Genomic DNA, 19,217 nt, shown 5'->3' on the forward strand with positions numbered 1-19,217 from the left:
CCGAGTAGGGCAGACAGGCTGCTAGAGAGTTACTTCTTAATACGGTCATCAGGGAAACCCCGGGCATTCCTGCTGGCTGTGATATTCGGGAGGGAGGTATTGTGCAGATAAGCGAGTCTTCCAGGCTGCGGTGCTCAGTTGCCGATACTCAGCTTCTCAGTTCCGACATTTACCGTATCAAACTGACTGCTGAGTCAGACTGCTTTCCTGGCTATTATCCGGGTCAGTATCTTGTTGTTCACCTTCAGAATAATGAAAACAATTGTTTTTCTATTGCTTCAGCGCCGCAAAAAAACCAGCAGCATCTGGAGCTGCATATTCAACAGCTGAAAGGCAGTCCAAACTCTCAACAGCTCTTTCGGGAAATAAAAGAAGGTGTGCTGAACGTCAGTTTGCCTCTAGGGAATTGCCATCTCCCTGACTCAATCGACAAACAGCAGCCCCTGCTTTTCGTTGCCGCCGGAACCGGCTTCTCCCAAATGAAAAGCATGATTGAGTATTGCCTGCGTCACCATCATCACGGTGAGATGCATCTTTACTGGGGAGCCAGAACACCTGCAGACTTCTATCTGCCCAACCTCCCTGTGCAATGGTCTGGCCAGGGCGTTCATTATCATCCGGTAGTCAGTGAAACCCATCATGAAGATGACTGGTGTGGGCGCCATGGGCTGCTGTATGAAGCGATTCTGGTCGATCGCGAAAAGCTGCTCGATTGTCAGACCTATATCAGTGGCTCACCACAAATGGTTTATGCGACATATGACGTAATGATTGGAGACGGATTCCCGGAAAAAAACCTGCACTCTGACGTTTTTGACTACGCACCAAGAAAATAATATCGTCACAAATCTTGCTACCCTTCTGAATTGCAAATATAAACCCTGACCCATTAGCACAGTAATAAAAAACACTGCCGTAATTTATGTGCAACGAATGGTAATTGCGCAACTCTTGTCTATATTCATAGTCGATCGTCATAACACCCAATCAATATACGGAGATTTTATGCAATCTTCCGCTGCCAAAGTTCAGCAGACGGCTGTGAGAAGCAGTCGTGTGCGCCAGAAAAATATTAAGGTCATATTGCAAGCTGCAGAGGACGAATTCGTTCTTAGTGGCTTCAAAGGAGCTTCAATCAGGGATATTGCAACCAGAGCCGGGTTGCCAAAAGCCAATATTCATTATTACTTCAACAGCAAGGTCGATCTGTATGGTGCTGTTCTTGGCCATATTATGGAACTCTGGGAAGCGGTTTTTTCCGGCTTGAACATAGAGGATGATCCGGCTTCAGCCTTTCGTCAGTACATACAGGCAAAAATGCAATACTGTCTGGCTCACGCCAACGCTTCCCGTATATTCAGCAGTGAGATCATTCATGGTGGGCAACATCTTAAAGAACATTTTGAGTACTTCAAGTCATGGATCAAAGAGAAATCACGAGTTATTGAATCTTGGATAGAGCGAGGCAAAATGGACCCTGTCGACCCTTTGCACCTGTTATTTACCATCTGGGCTACCACCCAATATTATGTGGATTACAGCCCACAGGTAGCCTGTGTTATTGGTAAGGAGGCTCTGTCCGATGAGGATTTAGAGGCTGCGACAGAGCATCTTTGCAACCTCATCATCAAGGGGTGTGGGATCAGAAGTCGCTGATCGCAGTCACTGGGTGCAAAGACCGTCATGGGTTTTTAACGGTCGTCAGCGACGGCTATAAAAACCTGTGACCGGATGACTCAGGCATCGAGCTTAACAATCCTCCTCCTCCTCCTTGTTCGCCCGAATAACCTCAACACTGTCCACTTTCTGGAAGCCTCGGGGCAGCTTATTGCCTCTGCGACCTCTCTCTCCGTGGTAATGCTCAATATCTGCCGGTTTCAGAGTCACATGCCGTTTGCCGGCGTAGAGAACCAGAGCATCGCTCGAGTTCATCACCGCCAGATGAACCATCAATTCGATTCGATCCGATGCCCGTGCCGCAGGAATATTAATGATCTTGTTACCTTTGCCTCTTGCCAGCTTGGGTAATTCAGATAGCGGGAAGATCAGCATACGCCCTTCGTTGGTAATGGCAGCCAGCACCTGGTCTTCGCCCGTTACCGGTATAGGTGACATGACCCGGGAATACTTGGGCAAAGTCAGCAGAGCCTTACCGGCTTTGTTCTTGCTGACCATATCAAAATGCTGAACGACAAAGCCATAACCAGCATCGCTCGCCAGCAAATAACAGTCATCATTGTCACCGACACACAGCCCTTCAAAGGTCGCCCCGGAAGGTGGATTGACACGCCCGGACAGCGGCTCACCCTGGCCTCGCGCAGAGGGAAGAGTATGAGTTAGAATAGAATATGCACGACCAGTAGAGTCTATAAATACCGAAGACTGGTTACTCTTGCCCTTGGCAGACAGTCGATATCTATCCCCTGCCTTGTAGTTGAGACTGGCGGGGTCAACCTCATGTCCTTTGGCACATCGCACCCAGCCTTTTTCAGACAGCACGACAGTCACTGGATCAGATGTCATCAGGTCAGTTTCCGAGAGAGCCTGGGCTTCCTGTCGAACCTTCAAGGGTGAACGACGATCATCACCAAACTCTTCGGCATCGGCCTTGATCTCTTTTTTGACCAGGGTTTTCAGTCGACGCTCGGAACTGAGGGTCAGCTCAAGATTTTTGCGTTCGTTTTCCAGCTCTTCCTGTTCAGCACGAATCTTGATCTCTTCCAGTTTGGCTAACTGGCGCAGCTTGATTTCCAGAATGGCATCGGCCTGAAGCTCGGAGAGGCCAAATCGAGTCATTATGACTTCCCTGGGTTTGTCCTCATTGCGGATAATTTCGATGACTTCATCAATATTCAGGAAGGCTGCCAGTAAACCTTCAAGAATATGAAGTCTGGCCAGTACTTTATCCAGACGGTGCTGCAGGCGACGTCTGACGGTATCGGTTCTCCAGACCAGCCACTCCTTCAGCAGGGTATCCAGAGCCTTGACCTGAGGCTTGCCATCGACACCGATCATGTTCATATTGACCCGGTAGGTCTTCTCAAGATCGGTTGTGGCAAACAGATGGTTCATCAAACCATCGACATCAATACGGTTGGAGCGGGGAACAATCACCAGCCGAGTAGGATTCTCATGGTCTGATTCGTCCCTCAGGTCTGCGACCATGGGCAACTTCTTGGCCTGCATCTGAGCGGCTACCTGCTCCAGAATTTTGGCTCCGGAAGCTTGATAGGGCAGCGCTGTAACAATGATTTCTCCGCCTTCCTGCTGATAGACGGCTCTCATTCTCAGAGAACCTCGTCCCTGCCCGTAAATCTTCAGAATTTCTTCGCGGGGTGTGATGATTTCAGCTTCGGTGGGGAAGTCCGGTCCCTGAACATGCTCAACAAGCTCGGCAGTGGTTGCCCCCGGATGATCCAGCAGATGAATACAGGCGTTTGCGACTTCTCTCAGGTTGTGAGGAGGAATGTCGGTCGCCATACCCACTGCGATACCGGTGGTACCGTTCAACAGCAGATTGGGCAATCTGGCAGGCAAGATGGATGGCTCTTCCAGTGTTCCGTCAAAGTTAGGCACCCAGTCTACCGTGCCCTGTGCCAGCTCACCGAGCAGTACGTCAGAATAACGAGTCAGTCTGGACTCGGTATATCGCATGGCAGCAAAAGACTTGGGGTCATCCGGCGACCCCCAGTTACCCTGACCATCTACCAGCGGATAGCGGTATGAGAAGGGCTGCGCCATCAATACCATGGCTTCGTAACAGGCAGAGTCGCCATGAGGATGAAATTTACCCAGAACATCACCCACCGTACGGGCCGACTTTTTAAACTTGGCGGTATTTTTCAGTCCCAGCTCACTCATCGCATAAACAATACGACGTTGTACTGGCTTCAGGCCGTCGCCAATGTGGGGCAGAGCGCGATCCAGAATGACATACATGGAGTAATTCAGGTATGCGCTTTCTGTATAGGCCCTCAGTGACTGACGTTCTATTCCATCATCACCTATGAAGGTCTGTTCCATTCTCTATAAACCTTGGGAGCTTTAAAAATGTGCTAATCGGAATATGATAATACCCTGATCGCAGATAGGACAGTGGAATGGGCTCATTCATCCCTCTGAATATATTGAAACGTATGGATTCTCCCAGCCCTGAACCTCGGCAATACGAGCATTACGCTCAATTTCCCAGGCGGTTGCCGGATAGAGCCGATCCCAGGACTCATAGAGCTTTTTCTGACTTTTACTGATTCTGAAGGCGTAGCGGCTTGCCATATACAGATAGATACGGGCAATCTTGCCTCGTTTTGTTATCGGTGGTTGTGCTTTTCGCTCCTTGAAATTGACTTTAAAGTCACACTGGCCATACATTTTGGGCGTATCTTGCAGAAAGCCAAAGCGGTAGTTGGATCGATCGCCATTCACCTCTCCTATGGCGGGCACCAGATTGTGGAGATCCGATTCCATTTTGCGAAAATCGGGATTCTTTCTACAGAGCTTACGGCCCCCTTCCTGCCAGCACTGGAGCTGATGACCAAATTCCCAGGCCGGTACAACATGTTCCCACTCAATCCTTGAAGCACGGTTTGGTTGTTTTCGTACCTTGTAGTCGCAGGATTCCAGGTCAGGCACCAGTTTCTTGCCGCGGACGGTTATATCGCAACCGCAATAAAAACTGGTGAGGTGATCGGAATAGATTTTCACCGCTTCCCGCTTGGCCTGAGAAAAACTGGCGGGTGCAGACCAGGCAGAAAAAGGAAGCAGAGCAACGGAAAATACAACCAATAAACGAGAAGCAATGGACACGAATCAGACTCGGACATAAAAGACACAGGTCTTATTTTATTAAAAATTAGCCCTGTAATTCCATATGTGTTTCAGAATAGCCCTGACGTCTACTACGTATTGCGGCATCATAAAGACTGGCTGACACGGAAGAGTAGAAACCGATGAAAATTGTCATTGCCCCCGATTCCTTTAAAGAGTGTCTAACGGCTGCCCAGGTAGCCTCTGCGATCGAAACCGGCTTTAAGGAAATTCTTCCTGATGCACAGTACGTCAAAGTACCTGTTGCTGACGGTGGCGAAGGAACACTTCAGTCACTGGTTGATGCCACGGGTGGACATTGTATAGAAGTGCCCGTCACAGGCCCTCTGGGTCATCAGATTCAGGCTGAGTTTGGCATACTGGGTGACGGCACAACCGCTGTCATTGAAATGGCCAGGGCGTCCGGACTGGAGTTGGTAAGTCCTGATCACCGTGACCCGATGATTGCGACCACACAGGGTACCGGTGAGCTGATCCTGAGTGCGCTGGACAGGGGCGTCGAGAAAATAATTGTCGGGATCGGTGGCAGTGCAACCAATGATGGTGGTGCCGGTATGGTGCAAGCTCTGGGGGTTCGTTTATTGAACGACCAGGGCAAGGAGTTGCAACGCGGTGGTGGTCAGTTATCAAGCCTGACCAGGATCGATACTTCTAACCTGGATCAGCGCCTGCAATCAGTAGAGATTATTGCTGCCTGCGATGTTGATAATCCACTGACCGGTGACAATGGAGCTTCCGCTATTTTTGGTCCGCAAAAGGGAGCAACACCCGATATGGTCAAAGTTCTGGATCAGTCCCTTGGTCATTATGGCCTGATTATGGAACGCGACCTGGGTGTCTCTGTCTGTGACAGGCCGGGTGCCGGAGCAGCGGGTGGCATGGGGACGGCATTACTGGGTTTTCTCAATGCCCGGCTGGAGCCGGGTATTGAAATCGTCATGGCTGCTGTTGACCTGGCTGAAAAAGTCAAAGGGGCCAATCTGGTCATTACAGGTGAAGGCCGCATTGATGGTCAGACTGCTCAGGGAAAAACCCCAGTGGGTGTGGCCCGTATTGCCAAATCATTGGATCTTCCGGTAGTGGCATTGGCCGGTTCAGTTGGGCAAGGGGCAGAGGCTGTTTATGCTCAGGGGATCGATGCCTTGTTTCCTGTAGTTCACGGAGCGGTGACTCTTGAGCAGGCACTGATGAAAGGAGAAGAAAACCTGATCAGGGCTGCCAGAAATCTGGCTGTAGCTTTGACAATGAAGCTCTAGCAGCCTGTCGGACTTAAGCGTCCGTAGCGAGGATTGCAAGAAATTGAGGATAAAAATCTCTGTTTCTGAGGAGAATAGCGAGCTATTTGACGAAGAAACAGAGATTTTTAGACCAATTTATTGCAACCGCACGACTGCATGGATGCAGGAGCTAGAGCAACGCAGGAGCAGTTGCCGTGTAGGACAGTCTTAAGTCCGACAGGCTGCTAGAACACTCAAGAGTGTGGGAGCGAATTGTTAGAGTTTTTTGACAGTCTCATAGTTTAAAACTGTGATTTACAAGACTAGCGCGAGAGTTGCAATCAGGCATCAGGGTTTAACGCGGTCTTTGATTTTTTAATCCTTCAGTCCCTGGCAATAGAGGGTGTCGCAAAACTCCAACAGCTTGTTCCCATGCTCTGAGGTCGTCATTCCCGCGAAGGCGGGAATCCAGCGCCAACGGTGGATCTCTGCCTTCTCGGGAATGACGAGAATGAAGCCGGGAATGACGGGAGTCAACTCGTTCCCACGCTGGAGAGAGTTTTGCGACACCGTCCAATAGCGTGAGAAAGACCTGAAATTTTGGAAATCGCATTCACAAACAAATAATTTGATCTATTTTTACCCATTGGCCTGAGTAAGTCGTAACCTGATCTATTTTCCAGGCGTTCCGGAAATCCGACAGCTTGATCGGAATCAGGCCGGTAAAGAACAATAAGAGTTATACCAGTCGTATTTTCTAACTCCCATGATGAGCGTGGAGATTTGAGCCTTAGCTATGGCGACGATCGCCAACGCAGGATTAAGGCTAAAATCTTCAGCGCAATAGGGAGTTAGACAGTTCGATTGGTATTAAAAGAAAAATACTCTGCAACGAATTGCCTATTGCTGAACACTTTTAAGAATGAAGTCTAAAAATATCATTAAGGTAGGTCTGCTGCTCACCTTATTCCTGAGTCCGACACTCCGGGCATTGACGCCTTCAGTTGTGATCGTAGGTGGTGGGCCTGCAGCCATGACGGCCGCCCAGACGATTGCCAGATACAACCCAATGGTCAGGATACAGGTGATAAAAAGCCATAAGAGCCAGGGTCAGCTTGAAGGGGCGGGCATTATTGAGAACTGGCCAGGTAGCCTGACAATCATGGGGAGAGGCCTGCAACAGTTGATGGAAGACAAGGCAAGGAGCAGTCCTAATGTCCAAATCATCGAAGATCATATCGTTGCCACTCAACTGAAGGGAAAAATGAAGATTTTACAGGGGGAGCGCTCCGTCTATTATGCGCCCCTTGTTATATTGGCATCGGGGGCAAAACCGAACCTGCCGACGATTCTGGAGCCCTACAAAGGCAACGGAGTATTTACCTGTACCGATTGTGATGGTCCCAGGTTTGCGGAAAAAGATGTTCTGGTGGTGGGTGGAGGAGCCTCAGCCATTGAACAGGCCATCAGCCTGCTCAGCCTCAATGCCAACAAGGTGCATCTGGCCGTTCAAGGCAGTAGCTTCAAGGCAGAAAGCATCTTGATTGATCTTCTCTACAATGCACTGGAGAGAAGAAAGAAGGCTCTTTTTCTCTATTTCGAACATAATCTGGAGTCTGTTTACATCAATCAGGATGGCTTGTTAAATGCCACTACATTGAGTTTTGAGGGTGGCAGGCGCAAGCTGAGTCTTCCCATTTCTGGCGTGTTCTCAGCCATCGGACAGAAACCTCAATCCAGTATGTATCCTGATATTTGTCTGAATAACAAGGACTATATCCAACGTTATGATCTCAACCAAACCCCATGGTCCCAGCCCTTGATGAAGAGCAGCATACTGACACTGGGTTCTGTTGATAGCCCCTTTGTTACTCTCCTGATGGCTGCTGCCAGGGGAACCACCACTGCCCAGTGGCTGAATAAAACGGTGACAAAAAGTATCTGGCCGAAAAGGAGGGTCGCTATTCTTGGCGCAGGGATTGGCGGAAAAACCGCTGCTTTATATGCCAGTCGATCGGGATTTGATGTTGTTCTCATTGATACCCGAAACAGAAAGTCATTGAAAGGCTTCTGGCCAGTCCCCGACAATGAATCCAGCCTGCTCACAAGTCTGGATAAGCAGCTTCTCAAGTTATCCGTTTCTGCAACAACCGTAGATACCATTACCTTGACGCCTTTAGAAAATCTCTACCATGTTCAGGCTGACAGCCGTTCCATCGTGGTGGATGGCGTCATTGCAAACACACTGGAATACGCGCCGGAGAGCCTGGGAATTGGCTCAACAGCGCCCGAGAGTCCGGATAACGAATACCGTTGGAGCCATACCTGTCAGAGCGGCGTGCTGACTGCCGGGGATGTTGCTGTCCAGCACGACCTGCCCAGACAAGCAATAACGGCCTCTTATTCTGGCTACCTTGTCGGCTTGCGGGCACTGGAAGAAATCCTGATGATGGAAGCGCAAGAAGCACTTCTCGATAGACCCTGAGCAACAACCGTCCAGCCTGTTCATTATTTGTTGTGGGGAAAGACAAAGAAAATGCATGGGCCGGTGGCATTTTTGTTAGTTGTTCTTAACAAGAAGTTCTTAACTTTTACTCTAAAGCCGACTTTACTTCACAGCGTTAATTTTGAATATTTTCTAATCGAGGACAAATACTCACTTCGAAGACTCCGATCATGAATAGAACAGATAATAACAACACTGTTGGCGGTTCAGTTCCCCAGAGACCTTTTCAATCTACATTGGCGCAAGCACCAACTGGGGTCAGTGAGGGCAGAAATGTCACTCTATCTGACGAGAGTAAACCTTCACTGCTCCATTTGTCCGTCGACACACATTTGCAAATTATTGGCTGTTTGAGGCTTAGGGATATTGCCCGTTTAAAACAGGTATCTACCTACTTTCGAGAAGTGATTCAAGAAGATAATTCGCTGGCAAAGGCGTGGTATCGGCGTTTTTCTTCAAGGCACCAGTTTCTACTTAGTACAATCGTCACTTCTAAAGACGATGATCAGCTCCGTTGTTGGATGGAGCGGTTTATAAACGATAAAGATTTAATCGAATCACTCATACAACGCCGAAGCAGTCCTCATTTACCTGCTCTGCTTCATTTCACTAATGCTGAACGAAAGTCTCAATTTAGAGCCTTTAAGTTAGCGACAAAAACCACTATTTCAGATGATGGCCTTGTCAACTCGGCCTGTTTCAGCGCTGATGTTCGCCATATGGTGACTGCCAGTTATAACGGCACGGCGAGAATCTTTGGCCTGGAGTCCGATGGATCATGGAAACCAAAAGTCCTCATTCTTAACTGCCATTCATCATGTTCAGCCAGCTTCAGCGCCCATGGCCGCCATTTAGTAGTCTCCACTTACAACGGTACAGCGCGTATCTATAGTCAAGAGGTCGATGGTTCATGGGAACGAAAAGCCGTTATTGTTCATGAGGACTCTGTCTATTCAGCCACCTTCAGTCCCGATGGTCGCTATTTGGTAACCATCAGTGCAGATGGCGAGGCGAGAATCTACGGTCTGGAAGCTGATGGTGCATGGGTAAAAAAAACCGTCATTTTTCATCAGGATCACTATGTATCAGCAACCTTTAGCGCCGATGGTCGCTATGTGACGACCGTCGGTAGAGATCACACAGCGCAAATCTTCGGCCTGGAGGACGATGAATCATGGCAACCAAAAGCCATCATTCGGCATAATACTTCAGTCAGGTCAGCCAGCTTCAGCGCCGATAGCCGTCTTGTGGTGACTGTCAGTCGCGATCGCAATGCCAAAGTCCATGGTCGGGAGATAGACGGATTATGGCAAGAACAAGCCACTTTACCCAATGATCTCGCGGTCGCATCAGCTCGCTTCAGCCCCGATAGCCGCCACGTGGTGACTGTCGGTGACGATAACCTTGCAAAAATCTATAGTCAGAAGGATTGTGGATTGTGGGAAGAAAAAGGCATCATTTCCCATAATGGTTCGATTCAATCACTTAACTTCAGTGCTGATAGCTGCCATGTGGTGACTGCCAGTGCTGATGAAACGGCGAAAATCTATAGCCTGAAAGCCGATGGGTCATGGGAGGAAAAACAGACCGTTTTCCATGAAGATTGGGTTAGATTGGCGACCTTTAGCCCTGATAGCTGCCATCTGGTGACTGCCAGTGACGATGGTATGGCGAAGATCTACGGCCTGAAGGTCGATGGGTCATGGGAGGAGAAAGCGACCATTACTCATAGTGGGTGGGTCTATTCAGCGGCCTTCAGTACTGATGGCCGACATGTGGTAACTGCCGGTGACGACGGCGCGGCAAAAATCTGTGGTCAGATGCTCGATGGAACCTGGTTAGTGAAAGCGACCATTTCCCATGATGGTTATGTCCGATCAGCCACCTTCAGCGCCGATGGCGACTATGTAGTGACCGTCGCTGACAATAATTGGGACCATGATGGTCGTCGAACCGTGAAAATCACCGAACTTTGGGTGGAAGATGAACCCCTGTGTGAGGATATATGTCGCCTCTTTTGATTCATGACACTCCTCAATAGACCCTGAGCAACATCCATCCGTTCTGTTTAAGTAACTGGTAGGTACTTATCATTGGTTGCGGAGAAAAACACTGAAAATGCATGGCAGCATTTTTGTTAGTTGTTCTTACCAACATGTTATGAACTTTTATCCTTAGACCGACTCTACATTGCCTCATTAATTTTGAATTTTCTTTCTAATCGAGAACAAATACTCACTTTGAAGATTCCGAGCATGAATAGAGTAAATAATAACGGCACCCTTGGCAGTCCAGTTCCCCTGAGACCTCATGAATCTATATCGGTGCGAGCACCGAAGGGAGTCAGTAAGGGCAGAAACATCAATGTATCTGACGAGAGTAAACCTTCACCACTCAATTTGTCGGTCGACACGCATTTGAAAATTATTGGCTGTCTGAGGCTTAGAGATATTGCCCGTTTAAAACAGGTATCTACCTACTTTCGGGAAGTGATTCAAGAAGATAATGCGTTGGCAAAGGCGTGGTATCGCCGTTTTCCTTCATCACACCAGCTTCTACTTAACACAATCGTCACTTCAAAAGATGATAATCAGCTCCGTTGTTGGATGGAGCGGTTTATAAACGATAAAGATTTAATCGAATCACTCATACAACGCCGAAGCAGTCCTCATTTACCTGCTCTGCTTCATTTCACTAATGCCGAACGGAAGTCTCAATTTAGAACCTTTAAATTAGCGACAAAAACCACTATTTCAGATGATAGCCTTGTCAAATCGGCCAGTTTCAGCGCTGATGTTCGCCATATGGTGACTGCCAGTAGTAACGGCACGGCGAGAATCTTTGGCCTGGAGTCCGATGGATCATGGAAACCAAAAGTCCTCATTCTTAACTGCCATTCATCATGTTCAGCCAGCTTCAGCGCCCATGGCCGCCATGTAGTAGTCTCCAGTTACAACGGTACAGCGCGTATCTATAGTCAAGAGGTCGATGGTTCATGGGAACGAAAAGCCGTTATTGTCCATGACGACGCTGTCTTTTCAGCCACCTTCAGTTCCGATGGTCGCTATTTGGTAACCATCAGTGCAGATGGCGAGGCGAGAATCTATGGTCTGGAAGCCGATGGTGCATGGATAAAAAAAACCATCATTTTCCATCAGGATTGCTCTGTTTCAGCGACCTTTAGCGCCGACAGTCGTTATGTGGCGACGATCGGTAGAGATCAGACAGCGCGAATCTTCGGCCTGGAGGACGATGGATCATGGCAACCAAAAGCCATCATTTGCCACCATAGTTCAGTCAGGTCGGCCAGCTTCAGCGCCAATGGCCGCCTTGTTGTGACTCTCAGTCGCGATTGCAATGCGAAAGTCCATGGCCTGGAGATAGACGGATCATGGCAACCAAAAGCCATCATTCGCCACAATCGTTCAGTCAAGTTAGCCAGCTTCAGCCTCGATAGCCGCCACGTGGTGACTGCCGGTAAGGATAATTTTGCGAAAATCTATAGCCAGAAGGACGATGGGTCATGGCAAGAAAAAGGCATCATTTCCCATGATGATTCGATTCTATCAGTTAACTTCAGTCACGATGACTGCCATTTGGTGACTGCCAGTGCAGATCAAACGGCGAAAATCTATGGCCTGAAAGCCGATGGATCATGGGAAGAAAAAGAGATTATTTTCCATAAAGATTGGGTCAGATCAGCGACCTTCAGCCCCGATGGCAGTCATCTGGTGACTGCCAGTGACGATGGTATGGCGAAGATCTACGGACTGAAGGACGATGGATTATGGGAGGAGAAAGTGACCATTTATCATAGTGGATGGGTCTATTCAGCGGCCTTCACTACTGATGGCCGACATGTGTTGACTGCCAGTTATGACCACACAGCGAAAATCTGTGGTCAGATGCTTGATGGAACCTGGTTAGTAAAAGCGACCATTTCCCACGATGGTCGCGTCAGATCAGCCACCTTCAGCGCCGATGGCGTCTATGTAGTGACCGTCGCTGACAGTGATCGGAACAATTTCCTTAGTCATACCATGAAAATCACCGAACTTTGGGTGGAAGATGAACCCCTTTGTGAGGATATATGTCGCCTCTTTTGATTCATGACACTCCTCAATAGGCCCCGAGCAACATCCATCCGTTCTGTTTAACATTGGTTGCGGAGAAAAACACTGAAAATGCATGGCAGCATTTTTGTTAGTTTTTCTTACCAACATGTTATGAACTTTTATCCTTAGACCGACTCTACATTGCCTCATTAATTTTGAATTTTCTTTCTAATCGAGAACAAATACTCACTTCGAAGATTCCAAGCATGAATAGAGTAAATAATAACGGCACCCTTGGCAGTCCAGTTCCCCTGAGACCTCATGAATCTATATCGGCGCGAGCACCGAAGGGAGTCAGTAAGGGCAGAAACATCAATGTATCTGACGAGAGTAAACCTTCACTACTCAATTTGTCGGTCGACACGCATTTGAAAATTATTGGCTGTCTGAGGCTTAGAGATATTGCCCGTTTAAAACAGGTATCTACCTACTTTCGGGAAGTGATTCAAGAAGATAATGCGTTGGCAAAGGCGTGGTATCGCCGTTTTCCTTCATCACATCAGTTGCTACTCAGGACAATCGTCACTTCAAAAGATGATGAACAGCTCCGTTGTTGGATGGAGCGGTTTATAAATGATAAGGATTTAATCGATTCACTTATAGAACGCCGAGGCAGTCCTCATTTACCTGCTGTGCTTCATTTCACTAATACCGAACGAAAGTCTAAATTTTGGACATTTGAATTAGCTACAAAAGCCACTATTTCACATAATAGGCCTGTCAACTCAGCCAGTTTCAGTGCTGATGCCAGCCACGTGGTGACTGCCGGTCAAGGCGGCGTGGCGAGAGTCTTTGGCCTGGAGGCCGATGGATCGTGGATACCAAAAGTCCTCACTCATCAAAGCGATTTTGGCTGTTCAGCCAGTTTCAGTGCCAATGGCCGCCGTGTGGTAATCTTCGGCTACGACGTCACAGCGCGTATCTATGGTCAAGAGGCCGATGGCTCATGGGAACGAAAACTCATTATCGTTCATGGGAGCACTGTCTCTTCAGCCACCTTCAGTCCCGATGGTTGTTATTTGGTAACCAGCAGTTGGGATAGAAAGGCGATAATCTCCGGTCTGGAGAGTAATGGTTCATGGGTAAAAAAACTCATTATTCTCGGTCACAATTCCAATGCTTTGGTGAATTTCAGTGCCGATGGTCGCTATTTGGTGATGATCGCTGAAGATCACACAGCCCACATCTTAGGTCTGGAGGACGATGGATTATGGCAATGGGTAGCCATTATTCGCCACAATAATACAGTCAGGTCAGCCTGCTTTAGCGCCGATTGCCGTCATGTCGTGACTGTCAGTAGAGAGCACAATGCGACAGTCCATGGCAAGGAGATAGGCGGGCTGTGGCAAGAAGAGGCTACTCTACCCCATGTTCCCCCGGTCAAATCAGCCCACTTCAGCCCCGATAGCCGCCACGTGGTGACTGTCGGTGACGATAATTTTGTGAAAATATTTAGTCTGAAGGAGGGCGGATTATGGGAAGAAAAAGGCATCATTTCCCACAATGGTTCGATTCGATCACTTAACTTCAGCGCTGATAGTTGCCATGTGGTGACTGCCAGTGCTGATAAAACGGCGAAAATCTGTGGCCTGAATGACGATGGGTCATGGGAGGAGGAAGTAACCATTTCTCATAGGAATTGGGTCATTTCAGCGATTTTCAGCCCCGATGGCTGCCATGTGGTGACTGCCAGTGTTGATGGTATGGCGAAGATCTATGGCCTGAATGCCGAAGGGGCATGGGAGGAGAAAGTGACCATTTCTCATAGGATGTGGCTCAGTTCAGCGACCTTCAGCACTGATGGCCGACATGTGGTGACTGCTAGTCGTGACGGTACGGCGAAAATTTGTGGTCAGGTGCTTGATGGAACCTGGTTAGTAAAAGCGATCATTTACCATGCTGGTTGCGTCAGATCAGCCACTTTCAGCGCCGATGGCGACTATGTGATGACCGTCGCTGACAATGATTGGGACGATACTCGTGGTCAAACCGTGAAAATCACCGAACTTTGGGTGGAAGATGATCCCTTTGAGGATATATGTCGCCTCTTATGATTCATGACACTCCTCAATAGACCCTGAGTAACATCCATTCGTTCTGTTTATCATTGGTTGCGGAGAAAAACACTGAAAATGCATGGCAGCATTTTTGTTAGTTGTTCTTACCAACATGTTATGAACTTTTATCCTTAGACCGACTCTATATTGCCTCATTAATTTTGCCTCATTAATTTTGAATTTTCTTTCTAATCGAGAACAAATACTCACTTTGAAGATTCCGAGCATGAATAGAGTAAATAATAACGGCACCCTTGGCAGTCCAGTTCCCCTGAGACCTCATGAATCTATATCGGCGCGAGCACCGAAGGGAGTCAGTAAGGGCAGAAACATCAATGTATCTGACGAGAGTAAACCTTCACTACTCAATTTGTCGGTCGACACGCATTTGAAAATTATTGGCTGTTTGAGGCTTAGAGATATTGCCCGTTTAAAACAGGTATCTAGCTACTTTCGGGAAGTGATTCAAGAAGATAATGCACTGGCGAAGGCGTGGTATCGCCGTTTTCCTGCATCACACCAGTTTCTGCTTAACACAATCGTCACTTCAAAAGATGATGATCAGCTCCGTTGTTGGATGGAGCGGTTTATAAACGATAAAGATTTAATCGAATCACTCATACAACGCCGAAGCAGTCCTCATTTACCTGCTCTGCTTCATTTCACTAACACTGAACGAAAGACAAAATTTAGAATATTTAACTTATCTACAAAAGCCACTATTTCACACGATAGGCCTGTCAACTCAGCAAGTTTCAGCGCGGATGCCAGCCACATGGTGACAGCCGGTCAAGACGGCGCGGCGAGAGTCTTTGGCCTGGAGGCCGATGGATCGTGGATAGCAAAGGTCTTAAATCATAGCGATGAAACATGTTCAGCCAGATTCAGCGCCAATGGCCGCCGTGTGGCAGTCTTCGGTGACGACCGCACAGCGCGTATCTATGATCAAGAGGCTGATGGTTCATGGGAACGAAAAGCCGTTATTGTTCATGAGGCCCCTGTCTATTCAGCTACCTTCAGTCTCGATGGTTGTTATTTGGTAACCAGCTCTTGGAGAAGGGCGGGAATCTATGGCCTGGAGGCCGATGGTAAATGGAAAATAAAAGCCAGCATTCCCGATCAGCAAGGCTTGCATTCACCGATCATTAGCTCCGACGGTCGCAATATGGCGATCATCGGCAACAATCAGACAGTGCGAATCTTCGGTCTGGAGGACGATGGATCGTGGGAACCAAAAGCCATCATTCGGCACAACAGTTTAGTCAGGTTTGCTAGCTTCAGCCCAGATGCCCGCCTTGTGGTGACTGTCAGTGGTGATCGCAATGTGAAAGTCCATGGCCAGGAGATAGATGGATCATGGCAACAACAAGCCACCTTACACCATTATCACTCGGCTGCATCAGCCTGCTTCAGCCCCGATAGTCGGTACGTGGTGACTCGTGACGATTGGGTTGCGAATATCTATTGTCAAAGGGACGATGGATTATGGGAGGAAAAAGGCATCATTTTCCATAATCGTTCGATTCGATCACTTACCTTCAGTTCTGATAGCCGTCATATGGTGACCACCTGTGCTGATAAAACGGCGGAAATCTATGGACTGAAAGCCGATGGATCATGGGAAAAAAAAGAGACCGTTTTCCATGGAGATGGGGTTAGATTGGCGACCTTTAGCTCTGATGGCTGCCATGTGCTGACCGCCAGTTGTGATGGTAAGGCGAAGATCTACGGCCTGAAGGACGATGGGTCATGGGAGAAGAAAGTGACCATTTCTCATAGTAGCTGGGTCAATTCAGCGACCTTCAGCACTGATGGGCGACATGTGGTGACTGCCAGTAAAGACGGCACGGCGAAAATCTGTGGTCAGATGCTCGACGGAACCTGGTTCGTAAAAGCGACCATTTCCCATGCTGGTCCCGTCAGATCAGCCATTTTCAGCGCCGATGGCGACTATGTGATGACCGTCGCTGACAATGATCATAGTAATAATTGTGGTCAAACCGTGAAAATCACCGAACTTTGGGTGGAAGATGAACCCCTGCGTGAGGACATATGTCGCCTCTTTTGATCTATGACACTCTGGCTTCCACGCTGTGCAAGGTGGTCCTTCGACCCTGAGCAACATTTATCCGTTCTGTTTATCACTTGTTGTGGAGAAAACACTGAAAATGCATGGCGGCATTTTTGTTAGTTATTCTTAACAACATGTTATGAACTTTCATCCTTAAACCGACTTCACATTACCGAATTAATTTTGAATTTTCTTTCTAATCGAGAACAAATAATCACTTCGAAGATTCCGAACATGAATAGAGTAAATAATAACGGCACCGTTGGCAGTCCAGCTCCCCTGAGACCTCATCAATCTATATCGGAGCGAGCACCAGAGGGGGTCAGTGAGGGCAGAAATATCACTGTATCTGACGAGAGTAAACCTTCACTACTCAATTTATCCGTTGACACACATTTGAAAATTATTGGCTGTTTGAGGCTTAGAGATATTGTCCGTTTAAAACAGGTATCTACCTACTTTCGAGAAGTGATTCAAGAAGATAATGCGCTGGCAAAAGCGTGGTACCGCCGTTTTCCTTCATCACACCAGTTTCTGCTTAACACAATCGTCACTTCAAAAAATGATGATCAGCTCCGTTGTTGGATGGAGCGGTTTATAAACGATAAAGATTTAATCGAGTCACTCATACAACGCCGAAGCAGTCCTCATTTACCTGCTCTGCTTCATTTCACTAATACCGAACGAAAGTCAAAATTTTGGAGATTTAACTTAGCTACAAAAGCCACTATTTCACACGATAGGCCTGTCAACTCAGCCAGTTTCAGTGCTGATGCCAGCCACATGGTGACTGCCGGTCAAGACGGCGTGGCGAGAGTCTTTGGCCTGGAGGCCGATGGATCGTGGATACCAAAAGTCCTCAGTCATCAAAGCCATCTAAGATGTTCAGCCAGATTCAGCGCCAATGGCCGCCGTGTGGCAGTCTCCGGTTACGACCGCACAGTGCGTATCTATGGTCAAGAGGCCGATGGTTCATGGGAACGAAAAGCCGTTCTTGTTCATGAGGACGCTGTCTATTCAGCTACCTTCAGTCCCGATGGTTGTTATTTGGTAACCAGCTCTGGGAGTGGGGCAAGAATCTATGGCCTGGAGACCGATGGTAAATGGAAAATAAAAGCCAGCATTCCCGATCAGCAAGGCTTGTATTCAACGATCATTAGCTCCGACGGTCGCAATGTGGCGATCATCAGTAACGATCAGACAGCGCGAATCTACGGTCTGGAGGACGATGGATCGTGGGAACCAAAAGCCATCATTCGGCACAATAGTTTAGTCGTGTCAACTAGCTTTAGCCCCAATGGCCGCCTTGTGTTGACTGTCAGTGGCGATCGCAATGCGAAAGTCCATGGCCAGGATATAGACGGATCATGGCAAGAACAAGCCACCCTGTACCATGATCTTTCGTATTCATCAATCCACTTCAGCCCCTTTGGTCGCTTCAGCCCCGATAGCCGCCACCTGGTCACTGCCAGACATAATTTTGCAAAAATCTATAGTCTGAAGGACGATGGATGGGAAGAAAAAGCCACCATTCCTCGTAAAAGTTTTCTATCAGTTATCTTCAGCGCTGATAGCCGCCATGTGCTGACTGCCAGTGCTTATAAAACGGCGAAAATCTATGGCCTGAAGGCCGATGGGTCATGGGAGAAAAAGGATACTATTTTCCATGATGATACGATAATATCGGCGACTTTCAGTTCTGATAGCCGCTATTTGGTGACTTTCGGTGGCGATAAGGCGAAGATCTATGGCCTGAAGGGCGATGGATCGTGGCAGGAGAAAGTGACCATTTCTCATAAGGGGAGGGTCAATTCAGCGTCCATCAGCACTGATGGCCGACATGTGGTGACTGCCAGTAAAGACGGCACGGCAAAAATCTGTGGTCAGATGCTCGATGGATCCTGGTTCGTAAAAGCGACAATTTCCCATGCTGGTCGCGTCAGATCAGCCACCTTCAGCGCCGATGGCGAGTATGTGATGACCGTCGCTGACAATGATTGGGACAATCGTGCTAGTCAAACCGTGAAAATCACCAAGCTTTCTATGGAAGATGACATTCTTGAGGATATATGTCGCCTCCTTTGATCTATGACTCTAGGAGGCCGACCGAGAATAGCGCCCGTAGCGAGGACGGCAGAAAATTGAGGATGAAAATTCGGTTTTGTGAGGAGAATAGCGAGCTATTTGACGAACAAAAGCGGATTTTCAGACCAATTTGCTGCCGCCGCAGTAGGGCAGTCTATTCTCGGTCGGCCTCCTAGCAGCCTGTCGGACTTAAGACTGTCCTACTGCGGTTGCAATAAATTGGTCTAAAAATCCCTGTTTCTTCGTCAAATAGCTCGCTATTCTCCTCAGAAACAGAGATTTTTATCCTCAATTTCTTGCAATCCTCGCTACGGACGCTTAAGTCCGACAGGCTGCTAG

Annotated in this window: 12 protein-coding genes; 9 read left to right on the forward strand and 3 right to left on the reverse strand. The window is 48.1% G+C overall.

Going from position 1 to position 19,217, the window contains the following annotated elements; genetic code table 11:
* Positions 1-101: 101 nt before the first annotated feature.
* Together ACO6VG_RS06520 and ACO6VG_RS06525 are read left to right on the forward strand one after the other, a co-directional pair.
* The gene (locus ACO6VG_RS06520; RefSeq protein WP_422136172.1) at positions 102-836 is read left to right on the forward strand and encodes an NAD(P)H-flavin reductase; all 735 of its coding nucleotides are present in this window, start codon (positions 102-104) and stop codon (positions 834-836) included.
* A gap of 169 nt (positions 837-1,005) precedes the next feature.
* The gene (locus tag ACO6VG_RS06525) at positions 1,006-1,656 is read left to right on the forward strand and encodes a TetR/AcrR family transcriptional regulator (protein WP_422139444.1); all 651 of its coding nucleotides are present in this window, start codon (positions 1,006-1,008) and stop codon (positions 1,654-1,656) included.
* A gap of 93 nt (positions 1,657-1,749) precedes the next feature.
* On the opposite strand, the gene parC is transcribed toward ACO6VG_RS06525, so the two are convergent.
* Complete coding sequence (gene parC, locus ACO6VG_RS06530; RefSeq protein WP_422473203.1) at positions 1,750-4,023, reverse strand: DNA topoisomerase IV subunit A; 2,274 nt, start codon at positions 4,021-4,023, stop codon at positions 1,750-1,752.
* Positions 4,024-4,110: 87 nt separating this feature from the next.
* Positions 4,111-4,806 (reverse strand): endonuclease, encoded by a 696-nt coding sequence (locus ACO6VG_RS06535; RefSeq protein ID WP_422410142.1) that lies wholly within the window; start codon positions 4,804-4,806, stop codon positions 4,111-4,113.
* A 143-nt stretch (positions 4,807-4,949) separates the two neighbouring features.
* Between ACO6VG_RS06535 and ACO6VG_RS06540 the strand changes: the two genes are divergently transcribed.
* Positions 4,950-6,083: a glycerate kinase gene (locus tag ACO6VG_RS06540; RefSeq protein WP_422473205.1), complete on the forward strand. Its 1,134-nt coding sequence runs from the start codon at positions 4,950-4,952 to the stop codon at positions 6,081-6,083.
* Positions 6,084-6,419: 336 nt separating this feature from the next.
* Here ACO6VG_RS06540 and ACO6VG_RS06545 read toward each other — a convergent pair whose 3' ends face one another.
* Positions 6,420-6,581: a hypothetical protein gene (locus ACO6VG_RS06545; RefSeq protein WP_422473207.1), complete on the reverse strand. Its 162-nt coding sequence runs from the start codon at positions 6,579-6,581 to the stop codon at positions 6,420-6,422.
* A 385-nt stretch (positions 6,582-6,966) separates the two neighbouring features.
* Here ACO6VG_RS06545 and ACO6VG_RS06550 point away from each other — a divergent pair, with 385 nt between their 5' ends.
* From ACO6VG_RS06550 to ACO6VG_RS06575, 6 genes are all read left to right on the forward strand, one after another.
* Complete coding sequence (locus ACO6VG_RS06550) at positions 6,967-8,529, forward strand: FAD-dependent oxidoreductase (protein WP_422473209.1); 1,563 nt, start codon at positions 6,967-6,969, stop codon at positions 8,527-8,529.
* A gap of 191 nt (positions 8,530-8,720) precedes the next feature.
* Positions 8,721-10,571 (forward strand): F-box/WD repeat-containing protein, encoded by a 1,851-nt coding sequence (locus tag ACO6VG_RS06555; RefSeq protein ID WP_422473211.1) that lies wholly within the window; start codon positions 8,721-8,723, stop codon positions 10,569-10,571.
* A gap of 234 nt (positions 10,572-10,805) precedes the next feature.
* Complete coding sequence (locus ACO6VG_RS06560; protein WP_422473213.1) at positions 10,806-12,656, forward strand: WD40 repeat domain-containing protein; 1,851 nt, start codon at positions 10,806-10,808, stop codon at positions 12,654-12,656.
* A 215-nt stretch (positions 12,657-12,871) separates the two neighbouring features.
* A complete protein-coding gene (locus ACO6VG_RS06565) occupies positions 12,872-14,719 on the forward strand; it encodes an F-box/WD repeat-containing protein (protein ID WP_422139450.1) in 1,848 nt (615 codons plus the stop codon).
* A gap of 229 nt (positions 14,720-14,948) precedes the next feature.
* Complete coding sequence (locus ACO6VG_RS06570) at positions 14,949-16,790, forward strand: hypothetical protein (RefSeq protein ID WP_422136184.1); 1,842 nt, start codon at positions 14,949-14,951, stop codon at positions 16,788-16,790.
* Between the two features lie 237 nt (positions 16,791-17,027).
* Entirely contained in the window at positions 17,028-18,878 is a 1,851-nt protein-coding gene (locus tag ACO6VG_RS06575) for an F-box/WD repeat-containing protein (RefSeq protein WP_422473215.1), read from the forward strand.
* The last annotated feature ends 339 nt before the right edge of the window (positions 18,879-19,217 follow it).

The sequence above is a fragment of the Endozoicomonas sp. ALB032 genome, assembly GCF_049310125.1.
Taxonomy (GTDB): Bacteria; Pseudomonadota; Gammaproteobacteria; order Pseudomonadales; family Endozoicomonadaceae; genus Endozoicomonas_A.